Annotated in this window: 11 protein-coding genes; 3 read left to right on the forward strand and 8 right to left on the reverse strand. The window is 70.8% G+C overall.

Annotated elements, in window-relative coordinates:
- Positions 1 to 23: 23 nt before the first annotated feature.
- From LI92_RS00185 to LI92_RS00195, 3 genes are read right to left on the reverse strand one after another with little or no spacing between them, the layout of a single operon-like run.
- Positions 24 to 1373, reverse strand: a complete 1350-nt coding sequence (locus LI92_RS00185; RefSeq protein WP_046314889.1) for a M1 family metallopeptidase — start codon at positions 1371 to 1373, stop codon at positions 24 to 26.
- Positions 1370 to 5290: a Pls/PosA family non-ribosomal peptide synthetase gene (locus tag LI92_RS00190; protein WP_502691376.1), complete on the reverse strand. Its 3921-nt coding sequence runs from the start codon at positions 5288 to 5290 to the stop codon at positions 1370 to 1372. Before LI92_RS00190 ends, LI92_RS00185 begins: the two co-directional genes overlap by 4 nt.
- A gap of 56 nt (positions 5291 to 5346) precedes the next feature.
- Positions 5347 to 7215, reverse strand: a complete 1869-nt coding sequence (locus LI92_RS00195; RefSeq protein ID WP_286134745.1) for a hypothetical protein — start codon at positions 7213 to 7215, stop codon at positions 5347 to 5349.
- 32 nt (positions 7216 to 7247) lie between these two features.
- Here LI92_RS00195 and LI92_RS00200 point away from each other — a divergent pair, with 32 nt between their 5' ends.
- Positions 7248 to 8186, forward strand: a complete 939-nt coding sequence (locus tag LI92_RS00200; protein WP_046314810.1) for an NAD-dependent epimerase/dehydratase family protein — start codon at positions 7248 to 7250, stop codon at positions 8184 to 8186.
- Between the two features lie 171 nt (positions 8187 to 8357).
- Positions 8358 to 12746 (forward strand): cation-translocating P-type ATPase, encoded by a 4389-nt coding sequence (locus LI92_RS00205; protein WP_082109458.1) that lies wholly within the window; start codon positions 8358 to 8360, stop codon positions 12744 to 12746.
- Between the two features lie 10 nt (positions 12747 to 12756).
- Here the strand turns inward: LI92_RS00205 and LI92_RS23625 are convergent, their stop codons facing one another.
- The 4 genes from LI92_RS23625 to LI92_RS00220 form a co-directional block, all read right to left on the reverse strand.
- Positions 12757 to 12930 (reverse strand): Rv1535 domain-containing protein, encoded by a 174-nt coding sequence (locus LI92_RS23625; RefSeq protein ID WP_192829948.1) that lies wholly within the window; start codon positions 12928 to 12930, stop codon positions 12757 to 12759.
- A gap of 72 nt (positions 12931 to 13002) precedes the next feature.
- Positions 13003 to 13392, reverse strand: a complete 390-nt coding sequence (locus LI92_RS00210) for a DUF2304 domain-containing protein (protein ID WP_046314812.1) — start codon at positions 13390 to 13392, stop codon at positions 13003 to 13005.
- A gap of 15 nt (positions 13393 to 13407) precedes the next feature.
- Positions 13408 to 14118, reverse strand: coding sequence for a polyprenyl-phospho-N-acetylgalactosaminyl synthase PpgS (gene ppgS, locus LI92_RS00215; protein WP_046314814.1), 711 nt, complete (start codon positions 14116 to 14118; stop codon positions 13408 to 13410).
- Positions 14119 to 14133: 15 nt separating this feature from the next.
- Positions 14134 to 15363: a hypothetical protein gene (locus LI92_RS00220; RefSeq protein WP_046314892.1), complete on the reverse strand. Its 1230-nt coding sequence runs from the start codon at positions 15361 to 15363 to the stop codon at positions 14134 to 14136.
- 125 nt (positions 15364 to 15488) lie between these two features.
- On the opposite strand from LI92_RS00220, the gene LI92_RS00225 reads away from it, so the two are divergent.
- Entirely contained in the window at positions 15489 to 16481 is a 993-nt protein-coding gene (locus LI92_RS00225; RefSeq protein WP_152665283.1) for a TerC/Alx family metal homeostasis membrane protein, read from the forward strand.
- Positions 16482 to 16524: 43 nt separating this feature from the next.
- On the opposite strand, the gene LI92_RS00230 is transcribed toward LI92_RS00225, so the two are convergent.
- Positions 16525 to 17013: an inorganic diphosphatase gene (locus LI92_RS00230; RefSeq protein ID WP_046314819.1), complete on the reverse strand. Its 489-nt coding sequence runs from the start codon at positions 17011 to 17013 to the stop codon at positions 16525 to 16527.
- Positions 17014 to 17054 lie beyond the last annotated feature (41 nt).

Genomic DNA, 17054 nt, shown 5'->3' on the forward strand with positions numbered 1-17054 from the left:
GCAAGACAGGGCTCGCCCGGATGTCAGCGGGGTGCCGTCAACCCGGGAACGGCAGCGGAATACAGCCAGGCCTGCCAGAACGACTGCAGTGGTTGTGGGCTGTATCCGGCGGCCAGCGCGGTGAAATCCTCAGTGCCGGCGTTGCTGTGGCGGTAGCGCGCGGTCCAGTCGCGCAGTAGGGCGAAGAAGGCGTCGTCGCCCAGTCGGCCGCGCAGCACGTGCAGGGTGAGCGCGCCGCGTTTGTACACCCGGTCGTCGAACATCTCGACCGGTCCGGGATCGGCCAACAGCAGATCCTGCGGCAGGCCGGTCAACTGTCGGTGGTAGCGCCGGGCCAGTTGGTCGGCGCTCGGCCCACCGGAGTGCTCTGACCACAGCCACTCGGCGTAGCAGGCGAATCCTTCGTGCAGCCAGATATCGCTCCAGCGCCGCACGGTGACGCTGTTTCCGAACCACTGGTGGGCCAGCTCGTGGGCGATCAGCCGCGTCGACGAGCCGCGGCCGTTGCAGTGGTTGGCGCCGAAGATCGAAATCCCTTGGGCCTCCAGGGGGATCTCCAGGTCGTCGTCGGTCACCAGCACCGTGTAGCCGGCCGCCAGCGGGTAGGGCCCGAACAGTTGCACAAACAGCTGCATCATCTGCGCCTGGCGTGCGAAATCCCGCTCGAACTCGGTCTGCAGGCGGGCGGGCAGCACCGCCCGAATGGCTACGGCCGACCCGGGTACCGGTCGGGTCACGTACCGGCCGATCTGCAAGGTGACCAGATAGGGGGGCGTGGGCTCCGGCTGGTCGTAGGTCCAGGTGGTGCGGGTGGCGCGGACCCGCCGCGAGATCAGTTCGCCGTTGGCGAGCGCGTAATAGGAGCTGTCGGTGCTGATCTGGATCCGGTAGCTGGCCTTGGCGCAGGGATGGTCATCGCAGGGAAACCATGTCGGTGCGCCATTGGGCTGACCCGAGACCAGGACGCCGTCGGAGAGCTCCTCGAAACCTACTTCCCCCCAAACGGTTTCGCTGGGACGCGGCGATCCGGAATACCGGACCGAGATCACCAGGGCGGCACCGGCGGGCACCGTGGCGGCCAGGGTGATGCGCAGCTTGGCCGCCGAGGTGGCGAACCGGGCCGGCGGCCTGCCGTTGATCCACACCTTGGCCACCGACAGCGTGTCGGCGAGGTCGAGGGTGATTTCGCGCAGCGCGGCCAGCGCGACCGCGGTGATGGCCGCGGTGCCCGCCAGCCGGTTACTGCTGACCTTGTACTCCAAGTCCAGTTCGTAGCGCGATACCCGGTAGCCACTGTTTCCGCTGCCGGGCAGGTAGGGATCGCCCACCGCGGCCGGGGCCGGTGTCGCGGAAATCTTGGCCGGTTTGCTCACGCCGCCGGCTCCTGCCTCGCCGATGCCGCAGAGCCGGGCTTCTTGCCCGGCAGCGGCCACGGCGCGATCGGATTGCCCTGCCAGCGGGTGGCGGGGGGCACCTGGTCGCCGCGCATCACCAACGAGGCCGGCCCCACGGTGGCCCCGGCGCCCAGTCGGGCCGCGGGCAATGCCACGCAGTTGGGTCCCAAGGTGGCGCCCGCCTCCAGCGTGACGGTGTCCATCTGCATGATGCGATCGTGGAACAGGTGGGTCTGCACCACACAACCCCGGTTCACCGTTGCGCCGGCGTCAAGGGTGACCAGGTCGGCTTCGGGCAGCCAGTACGTTTCGCACCACACGCCCCGGCCGATGGTGGCTCCCAGAGCGCGCAACCACAGGTTCATCACCGGGGTGCCGGTGGCGGCCCGGGCGAACCACGGGGCGGCGACCGTCTCCACGAACGCGTCGGAGACCTCGTTGCGCCACACGAACGACGACCACAGGGGACGCTGGCAAGCCCGGATCCGGCCCACGATGAGCCATTTCGCCAGCACTGCGCCCGCCCCGGCCGCGGCGCCCGCGGCCAGCAGCGCCACGCCGCTGCCCAGTGCGGTCCAGCCGTAGCCGAATTGTGTTGCTCCCCATTGCAGCACGCCCAGTACGGCGACACCGATCGCGAATGTGACGATGACAGGGATCAACCGGAAGGTCTCGACCGCCGCGCGCATCACCCACAGTCTGCGCGGTGGGCGGAAGGTCCGTTCGACATCGAGGTCGGCGGCCTTGCGGCGCAACCGCACCGGTGGGCTGCCCAGCCACGACGAGCCGGTCTTGGCCTTGTGCGGCGCAGTCGAGAGCACCGCCACCAGGGCATTGTCGGGTACCCGCCGACCCGGCTGGGTGATCCCGGAATTCCCCAGGAACGCGCGCTTGCCGATTGTTGCCGGTGCGACATGAATCCAGCCGCCGCCCAGCTCATAGGAGGCGACCATGGTGTCGTCGGCGAGGAAAGCGCCGTCGGCGATCGTGGTGTACTTCGGGATCAGCAATGCGGTGGAGATCTCGGTTCCCCGACCGACTTTCGCGCCCAGCAGTCGCAGCCACCACGGTGTTATCAGGCCCGCATAGAGCGGAAAGAGGTAGTCGCGCGCGGCGTCCATCAGGCGTTCGGTGGCCCACAGCTGCCAGCCGACCCGGCTGCGCACCGGGTGGTAGCCGCTGTGCAGACCGATCGACAACAGCCGTACGCCGATCACGGTCAGGGCGGCGTAGCTCAACATCGCGGCCAGTGCGGCCGGCGGGGTCGCGAGCAGCGCCGGCCGAACGGCATCGGCCAGACTGGCGCAGTCCCGCACGGCACGGCCCACCACCGCCAGTCCGGTGCCCAGCGCCAGGAGCGGCAAAGCGCCGAGCAGCAGCGAGGTCAGTCCGTACACTGCCACCCACAGCGGGCGCGGCGGCGGCCGGTGATCCGGCCAAGGGTGGTGCGCCTTGCCGGATTTCATAGCCGGCGAGCCGGTCCAGTACTGGCCTTTCTTCACCTCGCCGATCACTCCGGACCCCGGTGCCACGTCGGCGTCCTTGCCCACGGAAGCGCCCGGCAGCAGCGTGGTGCGGGCGCCGATGCTGGCGTCATTGCCGACCGTGATCCGGCCGACGTGGAACCGGTCGCCGTCGATCCAATGCCCGCTCAGGTCCACCTCCGGCTCGATGGAACAGCGGTTGCCCAGCGTCAACATCCCGGTCACCGGCGGGGTCGAGTGCAGATCCACACCCTCGCCGATCTTGTTGCCCAACGCCCGGGCGTAGTAGACCAGCCACGGTGCGCCGGAAAGGTTCTCGGCGCCGCTGGCGGTGGCGAGCCGCTCGGCGATCCAGACCCGCAGATGCTCCGGTCCGCCGCGCCGGTAGGTCCCCGGCTCCAGGCGGGCCAGCAACAGGCGCGCCCCCAGCGCGGCGATACCCATCCGGCCCAACGGGGTGACGAACAGCACGAAGGCGGCCACCACCCACCACCAGTCGAGCCGCACCAGCCAGGGCAACGGGTGCACCGCCGCCACGGTGGTGTTGATCAGCGCCAGCCAGGTCACCCATTGCAGGCCGGACAGCGTTGCCAGCGGCACCGACAGCAGCACTTGCGCGGCCTGGGTCAACGGCGGGGTAGGGGTCACCGCGCGCGACGCCGGAGCGGCCTGCGGCCCGCGGTCGCCGCGGCCCAGGTCATCGAGGAGCCCCGCAAGCGAACCCAGCCGGGGACGGTCGTAGAGCTGGGCGACGGTGGTCTGCGGGTAGCGCTGCCGCACCGCGGCCACCAGCTGTGCGGCTTGCAGCGATCCACCGCCCAGGGCGAAGAAATCGGCCTGTTCGTCATCGACCGGGGCGCCCAGCACGTCGCGCCACAATCCGGCCAGCCAGCCCAGGGTGCTGTCCGGATCGTCGGCACCGGTCATGCCCGGCCCGGCGGACTCCGGCCCGACGGGCCAGGGCAGTGCGTCGCGGTCCACCTTGCCCGAGGTGCGGGTGGGCAGCTCGTCGACCAGGACCAGCCGGGGGACCAGCGCGGCGGGCAGCCGACGGGTCAGCTCGGCGCGCGCTGCCCCCAGGTCGAAGTCCGGGTCGGTGCTGACCAGGTAACCGACCAGCAGCGGGGTGCCGGTGGCGCTGGTCCGCACGGCCGCGGCGCCGCCGCTGACACCGGGCAGCGTCACCAGTGCGCTGTCCACCTCGCCCAATTCGATGCGCCGCCCGCCGATCTTGACCTGATCATCGGCCCGGCCGCAGAAGGTGAGCCCCGCGGCGTCCAGTCGCACCAGGTCCCCGCTGCGGTAGGCCCGCGACCAGCCCAGGGTGGGCAGCGGCGCAAACTTCTCGGCATCCCGGTCGGGATCCAGGTAGCGGCCCAGCCCCACCCCGCCGATCACCAGTTCGCCGGTCTCCCCGTCGCCCACCGGTGCTCCGTCGGCGCCCAGCACCGCCAGGTCCCAGCCCACCAGCGGCAGCCCGATCCGAACCGGACCGCTGCCGTCGAGCTGCGCGGCACAGGCGACCACGGTGGTCTCGGTGGGGCCGTAGGTGTTCCACACCTCGCGGCCGTCCACCGCCAGCCGGGCCGCCAGCTCCGGCGGGCAGGCCTCGCCGCCGAAGATCAGCAACCGGACCGCTTCCAGGGCCTCGGCCGGCCACAGTGCGGCCAGGGTGGGCACGGTGGACACCACCGTCACGTCCCGGGCAACCAGCCAGGGGCCCAGATCCATGCCGCTGCGCACCAGCGACCGCGGCGCCGGCACCAGGCAGGCGCCGTAGCGCCATGCCAGCCACATCTCCTCGCAGGACGCGTCGAACGCGACCGACAGACCGGCCAGCACCCGGTCGCCCGGCCCGATCGGGTTGTCCTGCAAGAACAGCTGCGCTTCGGCGTCGACGAAGGCCGCGGCGTTGCGGTGCGTGATCGCCACGCCCTTCGGCGTGCCGGTGGACCCCGAGGTGAAGATGATCCAGGCATCGTCGCCGGGCTGCGGCGCCGTGACCCGCCAGCCGCGCGACGCCCCGGGCCCACGTGTCAGCCCCGCCTCGGTGAGCACCGCCGCCACCTGAGCCTCGCCGAACACCAGCTCGGCGCGCTCGGGGGGATCGTCGGCATCCACCGGAACGTAGGCCGCACCGGTGGCCAGCGTGGCCAGAATCGCCACGTAGAGCGCGTAATTGCCCGACGGCATCCGGATGCCGATCCGGTCACCGCGGCCCAGGCCGCGGGCGGCGAGCCAGGCGACGCTGTCCTGGACGTCCTCGATCAGCTCGCCGTACGTCAACACCACCTTGCCGTCATCGATGGCGGGCGCATCGGGGTAGCGGGTAGCGGTCTCCCACAGAATGTCGATCAGGGTGCGGGGAGGCGGCGCAGCGGAACCGCGCAGAAACTGTGCGGGAACTTGCAGTGCGGGCACGCCTGTAGAACGTACCGAGCGTGGTGGCGGCGTGCAGCGTGACATCGTCACCTCGGCGCGACGTAGCCGACCGGGCCGACGGCGATACACACCGACAGCGCCGCGGTGTCGGCGCTCACCCTGAGCCCGTCTCCGGCGCCGGGGAGCCGGACGAAGGCACGGTTGAGACCCGGTCGCACCCGGACCCGGACCTGCGGTCCCTCGGACAACGACATCGTCATGGCGCCGTCGACATTGGCCAGGTAGTTGATCTCGGCCGTCCAGTCCGCGGGCAACAGCGGGCCGTCGAGCGGCAAGGTCACCGGCCGGTCCGGCTGCACCAGGTATCCGCAATGCGGCACCGGCCCGGGCACCAGGGCACGGACCCAGGTCACCTGGGCGTCGGTCAGTGACCCCGAACCGGTCAGCGTCCGCAACTGTGTTGTCGTCGAGGCGAATTCCGGCCGGTCGTGCAACAGGGCGAACATGTGGCTGGCCAGGTTCTCCGGGTAGACGACCCGCCCCAGCACCAACGGGTCCACCTCCTGGTCGAGCAGCGGCGCGTCCGAGGCGGCCCGGGCGGCGGCCAGAGCCTGCCGGGCGTTCTGCAGATAGGCACGGGCCGGGTCGTCGCGCCAGCAGGCCAGGAAGGTCGCCGTCGAATACAGGCTGCTGGCGGTGAACGCCGCCGCCAGGGCCGTCACCGCCACGGTGCGCGCGCGGGAGGGGGCCAGCCACCGCGCGGATTCCCGGTTGGGGGCGCACAGCCCGACGGCGCCCAGGATCGCCAGCACCACCACGAAGTCGGCCAGATAGCGCAGGGTCTGGGCCAGTTCCAGCGCGGTGAACGCCGACGACCGCATCAGATAGATCGGCACCTGGCAGGCCGCCAGGTAGCCGGCCGCGGCCAGCCACACCGGACCCAGGCGCCTTCTGCCCGCCAGCGACACCGCGACAAGTCCGGCCAGCACCAGCCAGCCCAGTGCCATCGCCGCCGGTCCCGGCAGGGCCCAGGGCGAGGCCGGCGCCCAGCGGGCCCACGTCCACGGGCCCCCGGCCAGGCTCGGGATCACGCCGTGGGTGAACGACCGCCACAGCAGCTCGCCGGTCATCTCGAGGTCGAAACTCCAGCGCCTCTGATTGACCACCGACACATAGATCCCGATCCACGCCGCGGTCACCGCGAGCGCGGCCGTCCACAACCGGGCGCCGGCGCGCCACGCCCCGGTGATCGCGCCGGTCAGCGGCGCTCCGCGGACGTAGCCCAGCAGTGCCGTCACGGTGAACGCGACGAACGGGACGACCGCGGCCTTCTCGAAGAACAGCAGGCTGCCCAGGTAGACCACGATCGCGCTGTGCAGGTAGCGCTGATTTCCGGTGCGCGTCAACGCAATCGCGTCCGCACACACCCAAGACAGCGCCGCGCACAACGGCAGCGAGTTCAACGCCGCCGCCCACCAGGCGAAGGCCGGCAGGCCCAGCGGAGACCACAGCGCAAAGGTCAGCGGCACCAGCAACACCGGCCGCCAGCCGAGAATCACCCACAGCACACGCAACAGCGCGCAGGAGAACAGCAACTGCAGCAGCACCAGGCTGACCGCCGGGGCGGCCCACTGCAGCGGCCACAGTCGCGACAGGGCGCCGGCCACCAGGTACGCGCCCGGCATCACATGACCGTCGTGGTCGTCGAACAGGTAGGCCGGCGACCACAGCGGGTGGGTGCCGGCCCGGCCGATCAGGATCAGGTCGTCCCAATAGAAATAGCCCCCGAAAGCGACCACCGCCCGGATCGCCAGTTGGGCAGCGATCAACGCCACGGCCGCCCAGAAGACCCACGGCAGGGCTCGTGGCCACGCGCGCAGGTGCCGGCCCGTGCCACCCGCATCGCCGGGTGCTGCTCGCCGGGCCGGCACTGCTGTGTCGTCGCCGGCGGTCATCTGTCTTTCTTACCTGTCGGTATGGTGGGCGCGTGCGAGCACTGGTAACCGGGGCAGCCGGGTTCATCGGATCGACGTTGGTCGACCGCCTGCGGGCGGACGGGCACGACGTGACCGGGCTGGACAATTTCGCCACCGGTCGAGCCACCAACATCGAGCACCTGGCCGACGACCCCGGCTTCTGCTTCGTCGAGGCCGACATCGTCAACGCGGACCTCGATGCGGTCCTGGCGCAACACCGGCCCGAGGTGATCTTTCACCTGGCCGCCCAGATCGACGTGCGCCACTCGGTGGCCGACCCGGTCTTCGACGGCACGGTCAACGTCCTCGGCACCATCCGGCTCGCTGAGGCGGCCCGGTCTGCGGGGGTGCGCAAGATCGTGCACACCTCCTCCGGCGGGTCGATCTACGGCACCCCGCCGAGCTACCCGACCAGTGAAGACGTCCCGACCGACCCGGCTTCGCCGTACGCCGCCGGCAAGATGGCCGGGGAGATCTACCTCAACACCTTCGGCCACCTCTACGGGCTGCAGTGTTCCCACATCGCCCCGGCCAACGTCTACGGGCCCCGCCAGGACCCGCACGGCGAGGCGGGTGTGGTGGCGATCTTCGCTCAGGCCCTGCTGAACGGAACGCCGACCAAGGTGTTCGGGGACGGCTCCAACACCCGTGACTACGTGTTCGTCGACGACGTGGTGGACGCCTTCGTGCGGGCCTCGGGCGAGGCCGGCGACCGCCAGCGCTTCAACGTCGGCACCGGTGTGGAAACCTCGGACCGCCAACTGCATTCAGCGGTGGCAGCCGCGGTGGGCGCACCGGATGACCCGGAGTTCCACCCGGCCCGGCTGGGTGACCTGCGACGCTCCTGCCTGGACATCGATCGGGCGCGGCGGGTGCTCGGTTGGCAACCGCAGGTGGCGCTGGCCGACGGAGTGGCCCGCACGGTGGCCTATTTCCGGTCCGCGCCCTGACTTTCGCTGCGGCGATCGGGTCCGCCGGTGTGGCATACTGGCCGGTCGGAGGGGAGTATTCCCCAAATCGCAGTGTCGTCATCACGTCACCCGTCATCGGGTGACCGGGGCTGTGGGCCGGTCTGCCGGCGGAAGAGACCTCCAGCGCCGCCGTAACGCTGGAGGAAGTCGATGGACGTTTTCGCACTGGGCCGTTTCGGCATCGGCGCGGTCGGCGCGGTGGCATCTGCCAGCCTGGACCTCGCGGCAATTCCCCTGCGTGAAGGCGCCAAGCGGCTGTCCGGCGAGCACAGCGATCTGACCCCCAGCCGGCGCAGTTGGCGTGGCGCGGGCCGCGCCTGGATCGAGGTCCGGGGGCTCGACGACCCGGAGACCGGCAGCGAGGTCGGATCCGCGGTGCTCGAGGCGCTGCGGGCCCGGCCCGAGGTCAACTCGGTACGGCTGAACCGTCCGCTGTCGCGGGTGATCGTCGAGATCGGCGATGAGGCATCGCTGGGCGAGCTGTGTGCCGCCGTGGCGGCCGTCGAACGAGACCTGGAACTGTCTGCCACCGAAACCGCGGCACTGCCGGGTGACGGTCTGCTGCTGGCGGCCAAGGGCGCCACCTTCGGCGTCAACGCGGTGGGCCTGGCGATCGCCACCGCGGGCACGCTGCTGCGCTGGCCCGCCGCGCCCAAGATCTTCGACGCAGCCGCGTCGGTGGCCCGGTACCAGCCGCTGGCCCGGGAGACGCTGGAGAGCTGGATCGGTCCCGGGCGCGCCGACACGGTGCTCTCACTGGTCTCGCTGGGATCGCACGTCATCACCATGTCCCCGGCGATCCTGGCGGTCGACCTGTTGGTGGAGGGCCTCAAAGCCTCCGAAACCCGGGCCGCGGCGCTGGCCTGGAGTCGCTACGAACCGCAACTGGCGCGCTACTGCGATGTCCCCGAGGTGTATGCCACGGCACGCCCGGTCCTGCCTCCCGACGGTGCGGCAGAGCGCCACCTGAGGCGCACCGCGGTGGCGCAGGCGGCCGCGGCGGCCGTAGTGGCCGCTTTGACCCGCAACCTGGACATGACGTCGAGCGCGATACTGGCCACCTCGCCCAAGGCGGTGCGCACCAGCTGCGAATCGTTCGCCGCGACGTTGGGGCAGGGACTGGCCGACGGGCACAGGGTGCTGCCGCTGCGGCCGGACAGCCTGCGCCGCCTCGACAAGATCGACACCCTGGTCATCGATCCGCGGGCGCTGACCGGCGAGCAACGCCGCGTGGTGCAGATCCGGGGGGCCAGCGAACACGAACTGCCGAAGGCCTGGGAGAACGCGCAGAGCCTGCTCGACAAGGCGGGGCTGCGTCCGGGCTGGCACCGGGTGCCCCGGATGAGCGCCCGGGGGACGGTCCGCAAACAGCCGGTGGAGGCGCTGATCCTGCCCGCCCACCATGCGCTGGCCTCCGCGGTGGTTCTGCAGGGACGTGCCGCCGGGGTGGAGCTGGTCACGGTGGACACCGAAATCCTCGGCGAACTGCGTCCCGGCTTCGACGACATCCGTCCGGTGTACGGCGGCGGCACCGCCGACCTGGACGCCGCGCTGGCGGAGGCCGTCACCGAGCTGCAGCAGGCCGGCCGCACCGTGGCGGTGCTGTCGACCGAGGCGGCGCAGGCGCTGGCGTCGGCGGATCTGGCGCTGGGGGTCATGCCGACGAGCGAAGAGGACACCCTGCCACCGCCGTTCTATGCCGACCTGCTGCTGGCCGATCTGGCCGGCGCGTGGCAGGTGCTTCATGCGCTTCCGGCGGCCCGGGACGCCGTCGAGCGCGGTGTCGCGATCTCTATCGGGGCCTCGACCATCGCCGGACTGCTGCTTGTCCGGGGGGTTCGGGCGACCATTCCGGGTGTGGGGGCAGGCCAGAGCCGCGGCCCGGGTCCGGTCACCATCGGTGCCGGAGCCGGGATGCTGTCGGGATACCTGCTGGCCCGCCGGGTGCTGCGCGCGCACGCGCCGAAGCCGGCTCCGGCCTACGAGTGGCACGCCATGTCGGTCGAGCAGGTGCGCGAATTGCTGGGGACGCCGCAGGGCAGCGAATCGCACGCGTCGCTGACCGAACGCGTCCCGGCCGAGGTGGAAGAGCCCGGCATGTTCTGGCCCTACGTCCACGCGGTGCGCGCCGAGCTGTCCGACCCGATGACCCCGATCCTGGCGTTGTGTTCGGTGGCCACAGCCATGCTGGGCTCGCCGATCGATGCCGTGATGGTGGGAACGGTGCTCACCGGCAATGCCATGCTGGCCGCCTACCAGCGGCTGCGGGCCGAAAGCAGGCTGAACGACCTGCTGGCGCGCCAAGCCCCGCCGGCCCGGGTCGTGCTGTTGGATGCCGACGGGACCCCGACCTATCACGAGATCGCCGCCGAGCAGCTGCTGCCCGGGGATCTGATCGAGGTTCGCAGCAACGAGGTGGTTCCCGCCGACGCCCGGGTCATCGAGGTGTCCGACGTCGAGGTCGACGAGTCGTCGTTGACCGGTGAATCGCTGTCGGTCGGCAAACAGCTGGACCCGACTCCCGGCGCCGAACTGGCTGAGCGCAGCTGCATGCTCTATGCGGGCACCACGGTGATCGCCGGGAAGGCCATGGCGATGGTGACCGCGGTGGGGGCCGACACCCAGAGCCGCCGGGCCTCGGAATTGGCCGCCGGGGACCTGCCCGAAGTCGGGCTGCAGCACCACCTGTCCCAGCTGGTACACCGGACCTTCCCCTACAGCGCCGCCGGCGGGGTGGCCGTCGGCGCGCTCGGGCTGCTGCGCCAGGGCGGCCTGCGGCAGGCACTCGGCAACGCCATCGCTGTCGCGATCGCCGCCGTCCCGGAGGGCATGCCGCTGATGGCCACCCTGGCCCAGCACGCGTCGTCGCAGCGGTTGAGCAGATCCGGTGCGCTGGTGAGGATCCCGCGTTCGGTCGAGGCGCTTGGCCGGGTGGACGTGGTGTGCTTCGACAAGACCGGAACGCTCAGCGAGAACCGCTTGCGGGTCACCACGGTGCGCCCGCTGACCGGCTACACCGACGACGACGTCCTCGGCACGGCTGCGCAGGCGGCGCCGGCGCCCGACGGGGCGGCGCACGCGCACGCCACCGACCAGGCGATCGTCGAGGGCGCGGCGGCCGCGCCCGGTGCCCGGCCCTGGACCGAACCCGACGCGCACCTGCCGTTCCGTTCCGGCCGGGCCTTCTCGGCGTCGGTCGTCGGGTCGGAGCTGCTGGTCAAGGGCGCACCGGAGGTGGTGCTGGGAGCCTGCAAGAACGCCGGAGCTCAGGTGGAGAAGCAGGTGGCCGCCATGGCCGCTCAGGGGCTGCGGGTGATCGCGGTCGCCCACGCCAAACTGACTGCCGCGCAGGTGCGTTCGGTCGCCGATGACCGCGAGGGAGCCGACCGGATCACCGAGCTCAGTTCTTCTGGGCTGACGCTCATCGGGTTCCTCGGCCTGGCCGACACTCCGCGCGCGGACGCCCCGAAGCTGCTCGCCGATCTGGCCGCCCGCGGCGTCGACATCCGGATGATCACCGGCGACCATCCGATCACCGCCACCGCGATCGCCGCCGAGATGGGTGTGAGCGTGGACGCCGAGCAGGTCATCACCGGCTCGGAATGGAACGCGCTGAACCGCAAGGAACAAGAACGCGTGGTGTGCGAGCGGGTGATCTTCGCCCGGATGTCGCCGGAGAACAAGGTGCAGATCGTCCAGACGCTGGAGCGCGCCGGTCGGGTTTCGGCGATGGTGGGCGACGGCGCCAACGACGCCGCCGCGATTCGGGCTGCCACGGTGGGGCTCGGTGTCGTCGCGCACGGCAGCGACTCGGCGCACGCCACCGCCGACGTCGTGCTGACCGACGGCAAGATCGGTGCGCTGGTCGACGCCATCGACGAGGGCCGGCGGCTGTGGCGCGGCGTGCAACTGGCCATCTCCGGCCTGCTCGGCGGCAACGTCGGGGAGGTGCTGTTCTCGGTCATCGGCACCGCGGTCACCGGGAACTCGCCGCTGAACACCCGGCAGCTGCTGCTGATGAACACGCTGACCGACGCCCTGCCGGCCACCGCCGTGGCGGTGAGCACCCCGGCCGGTCCGATCGGCGGCGCGGTGCGCGGACTCGACGAAGGAAGCCTGTGGCGGGCGGTCGCGTTCCGCGGCGGGGTCACCGCCGCGGCGGGCACCGCCGCGTGGGCGATGGCGAACTTCTCCGGACTGCCGGGCAGCCCGCAGCGGGCCGCGACGGTGGCGCTGATCTCGCTGGTGACCACCGAACTCGGTCAGACGGTGGTCGACTCGCGGGCGCCGATGGTGCTGGCGACCGCGGCGGGCTCCTTCGTGCTGTTCGCGGCGATGGTCTCCACGCCCGGGGTCAGTCAGCTGTTGGGCTGCACACCGGTCGGTCCGGTCGGTTGGGCGCAGGGTGTCGGCACCGCGGCGGCTGCCACTGCCGCGGTGGCTGTGGCGAGCCGGCTGTCGGCCGAGCAGACTCCCCCCGAGCCGGTGACGCAGACCCCCGCGGTGGAGCAGCCCCGGCGGCTGGAACTGGTGCGCTGAGCGCTGCACCTCAACCGGCCGGCCGCAGCGATGTCTCCTCGGCCGGTGGGCTGGTCCGGGCGGCCGCAACGACCTCGAGCAGGCCCGCCCGCCACAACGCGGCGTAGAGGTGTCGGGTCGGCTTGGTCAGCAGCAACGCCGTCACTTCCGCCAGGGGTTCTGCCAGGACTGCTTTGGCCCGCATACCTGCCACGGTGCGGGTAGGAATCGGACGGGCGGCAAACCTGTCGTGACCCCCAAGACAACTGTTGCCGAATTACTGTGTTTTGCGCGGCGGCTGCTTCGCCTCGCCGGTAAGCCCCGCTGGGCTGGACTCGGGCGGCTGGGCCGCGGTGAGCGCGATCAACCGTGCCAGCCGGGCATAGCGCAGTTCCATGTCGCGGAACCGCATATAGGTGCTCAGGGTGGTGAACGCGAACGCGATGACCAGCACATAGAGCATCAGGTCGGTGCCGCGGCGCACCCCCAGCCAGTTGGCCACCACCGTGGTGTCATCGGGGCGCAGCACCGCATAGATGCCGGCCACCACGAACATCAGGTAGCCCACTTTCACCCACGCCCTCGACTGCGCCGACCTGCGCGACAACAGCAGGTAGATCAACAGCCCCAAGACCGCCGCGATCAGCAGCACCTTGATCCAGTTCATCGGTGAATATCCCCCTCATCGCGACATCCTCCTGCGCAGCAGACCGTCGAACAAGATGTTGACGCCGTTGAGCAGTGGTTGTCCCTTCGACTTCGAATAGTCGGTGTAGAGCACCTCGACCGGTTCTTCCCCCACCCGCCAGCGGTTCTCGGCGATCAGGGCGATGAACTCCCCGGCGTGGCTCATCCCGGTCATGGTGAGGTCGAGTCGGTCGGCGACCCGGCGGTTGAACACCCGCAGCCCGTTGTGGGCGTCGGAGAGTCCCAGCCGGCGGATTCGCGGACTGAGGACCACCGCGGCGCGCAGCACCAGCCGTTTGAGCGGCGGCACCGTCGCGGCGGCAGCGGGAGCGGAAAACCGGGTGCCGATCACGATGTCCAGGCCGGCGGTGTCGAGACGGTCGACCAGGCGCACCAGGTCGCCCACCCGGTGCTGGCCGTCCGCGTCGAACGTGGCGAAAAGCCGGGCGCCCGGTTGGGCGCGGGCGAACTCGACGCCGGTCTGGATGGCGGCGCCCTGGCCGAGGTTGATCGGATGGCGCACCACGTAGGCGCCCGCGGCCCGGGCGGCCTCGGCGGTGTTGTCGGTGCTTCCGTCGTCCACACAGACCACGTAGTCGAACACCGCACGAATCCCGGCGATCACGTCACCGACGACGGTCGCCTCGTTGAACGCCGGAACGATGATCCAGACATCGGGGTAGCGGTTGTCTATATCGGAGAAAATACACGCTCACCGGGGTCAGGAATCGGTGCGCAACGCGGCCAGGTGTACCGCGATTCCCACCACGGGACCGCACAACAGGGCCACCACCGCCCGGGTGGGCAGATCCAGCGGGAGCAACAGGAGCAGGGCCGAGGCCACGGTCGCCCCCACCCAGCCCAGCGCGTATGCGCGGTGCAGGGCCGCGGCGACCGTTGCCGCGCCGGTCAGCGTCAGCAGCGCTATCGCCGTGGCGGCCACGGTCAGTTCGGCCAGCAGCCACCCCCCGGCGTGGTATTCCGGGCCGAAGACCGTCCGCAGCAGCCACGGACCGAGCAGGCCCGCCGCCACCGCTCCGGCCGCGCCCAGCGCGGCCACCGCTGCCGCCGGCGTGCGCAGCGCCCGCAGGCGGCGGCCGCGCTGATCCACGAAGTGCGCGATGAGATTGCCCTGCATGGCGGTCAACGGCACCAGCAGCGGTGCCCGGGTCACCGTGACAGCCAGGATCACCACACCGCCCGCGGCGCCCAATTCACCGTAGGTGGCCTGCAGCAACACCGGGAATCCCATGACCAGGACGGCGCTCGCCCCGGCCGCGGTGATCGAGTGCGCCGCGCCACGCAGGAACCCCGCGGTGCTCACCGGGGTCAGCAGCCGGGCTGCCGAGCGTGCCGTGGGTGAGGCCGCCAGCAGCAGCAGCCAGGCCAGCGCACCGGCCACAGTCGCCCACAGAAACCCGACCAGACCCCAGCCGATCAGGAAGGTCGCGGTGGCCACGGCCACCCGGATGCCCGCATCGGTGACCATCAGTGCGCCGTACGGCGTCCACCGGTCGGACCCGGCCAGGGTGCCGAGCAACGTGGCGTGCACCGCGAAGTTGGCCAGGCCGAAACTGAGCAGGCCCACCGACAGCCAGCGCGCCTCGACGAACACGTGCCCGCTCCACAGCGGCGAACTGGCGGCCACCAGCGCCGCGGCCACCAGCCCGCTGAGCCCGGCTACCCGCAACGGATGGGTGTGCGGCGTGGCGGCGCGGTCGGCCGGGATCTCCCGGGCGAACCGGATTTCGCGGGTGGTCTCCTGCAGCAAACCGTTGGCCGCGCCGTTGACCAGTCCGAACGCGCCCCAGAACACGCCGAACACCGAGAATCCGGCGGGGTCCAGGTCCCGGGCGGCCAGGTACAGCACCGCGTAGCCGCACAGGGCGCTGAGTAGGGTCGCGGTGCCGACCCGGGCCATACTGGCCCGGCCGACGGGGCCGGTGGTCATGCCACGGGGAAACCCGGCGGATCCGGTACCCCCGACATCGGTCACCACGGCGAAAATACTAAGCGGGGGGCGCGGTACGGTCGGGCGGCCCACTGAACCCACCACTGATGATCGGAGGCGCGTCGTTGGACCCGTCGCTGCTGGAATGGCTGCTGACATTCGTGGGTCTGGGGGCGGTGCTCGGGTTCGACCTGCTCATCATCGGCCGGCGGGTGCGCGAGCCTTCGATCCGGGAGATCGCCGGGTGGCTGACGTTTTACCTGAGCCTCGCAGTGGCGTTCGGCGTGTGGGTCTGGTACTACCACGGCCCGAAGTACGGCATGCAGTTCTTCGCCGGCTGGCTGACCGAGTACAGCCTGTCGGTGGACAACCTGTTCGTGTTCGTCATCATCATGAACAGCTTCAACGTCCCCAGGAAGTTCCGGCAGGAAGCGCTGTTCGTCGGCATCGTCACGGCGCTGTCGCTGCGGGCGGTGTTCATCGCTCTGGGTGGGGTCGCCGTGCAGCGGCTGTCCTGGACGTTCTACGTCTTCGGCGCATTCATGGCCTACACCGCCATCAAACTGCTGCGCCACGACGATCCCACCGGTGACGGCGAGCGCGAGGGGGGCAACAACGCCGTGGTGCGCTTTGCCCGCACCCACCTCAACGCCACCGACGGATGGGGTTCGGGGGTGCGGTTCTTCGTCCGGGACAAAGCCGGGGCGTGGGCCATCACCCCGATGTTTCTGGTCGCGCTGGCCTTGGGCACCACCGATCTGGTGTTCGCGATGGATTCCATCCCGGCCATCTACGGGCTGACGCGCCAGCCCTACCTGGTGTTCACCGCCAACGTATTCGCCCTGATGGGATTGCGGCAGCTGTTCTTCATCCTCGGTCACCTGCTGGGTCGGCTGGTGTATCTGTCCCAGGGACTGGCGGTCATCCTGGGATTCATCGGGGTCCGGATGGTGCTGCACGCGCTGCGCACCAACGATGTGTGGTTCATCCACTCCGGGCGGCCCTTCAACGTCCCGGAGATTCCCACCCCGGTCAGCCTGGGCGTCGTGGTGGGCGTGCTGGCGCTGACGACGGCGGCCAGCCTGTACCGGACCCGTGGGTCCGCCACAGCGGTCTAAGCCGCCGGCGTCTGCGCCGCCGGCGATCGAGCGGCCGTGTCGCTCAGTGACCGGAGGACTTGAACCGCTCGATCGACCGGGTGATCTCGGCCTCGGCTTCGGCCCGGCCCACCCAGTCGGCGGCCTTGACGTACTTGCCGGGCTCCAGGTCCTTGTAGTGCACGAAGAAGTGCTTGATGGCGTCCAGTTCGTGCGCCGGCACGTCGCCGATGTCGGTGATGTGGTCCCAGCGGTGGTCGCCGGCCGGCACGCAGAGCACCTTGTCGTCGCCGCCGGCCTCGTCGGTCATCCGGAACATGCCGACCGGCCGTGCCTCGACCAGCACACCGGGGAACACCGACTGCGGCAGCAGCAGCATCGCGTCCAGCGGGTCGCCGTCCTCGCCGAGGGTGTCCTCGATGAACCCGTAGTCGGTGGGGTAGCCCATCGGCGTGTACAGGTACCGGTCGAGACGGACCCGCCCGGTGGCGTGGTCGACCTCGTACTTGTTGCGCTGGCCCTTGGGGATTTCGATGGTCACGTCGAATTGCACCGGGTCAGTGTAGAGCGGGTCGCATTGCCGCCCGGAGACCG

The sequence above is a fragment of the Mycobacterium sp. UM_Kg1 genome (assembly GCF_000972925.1).
GTDB classification, from domain to species: domain Bacteria; phylum Actinomycetota; class Actinomycetes; order Mycobacteriales; family Mycobacteriaceae; genus Mycobacterium; species Mycobacterium hiberniae.

Bases quoted from the DNA above. Each gene is read 5' to 3' on its own strand.
- LI92_RS00210 (WP_046314812.1), bottom strand. From the start codon at position 13,392: ATGAACTGGATCAAGGTGCTGCTGATCGCGGCGGTCTTGGGGCTGTTG.
- LI92_RS00195 (WP_286134745.1), bottom strand. From the start codon at position 7,215: ATGACCGCCGGCGACGACACAGCAGTGCCGGCCCGGCGAGCAGCACCC.
- LI92_RS23625 (WP_192829948.1), bottom strand. From the start codon at position 12,930: ATGCGGGCCAAAGCAGTCCTGGCAGAACCCCTGGCGGAAGTGACGGCG.
- LI92_RS00205 (WP_082109458.1), top strand. From the start codon at position 8,358: ATGGACGTTTTCGCACTGGGCCGTTTCGGCATCGGCGCGGTCGGCGCG.
- LI92_RS00220 (WP_046314892.1), bottom strand. From the start codon at position 15,363: ATGACCACCGGCCCCGTCGGCCGGGCCAGTATGGCCCGGGTCGGCACC.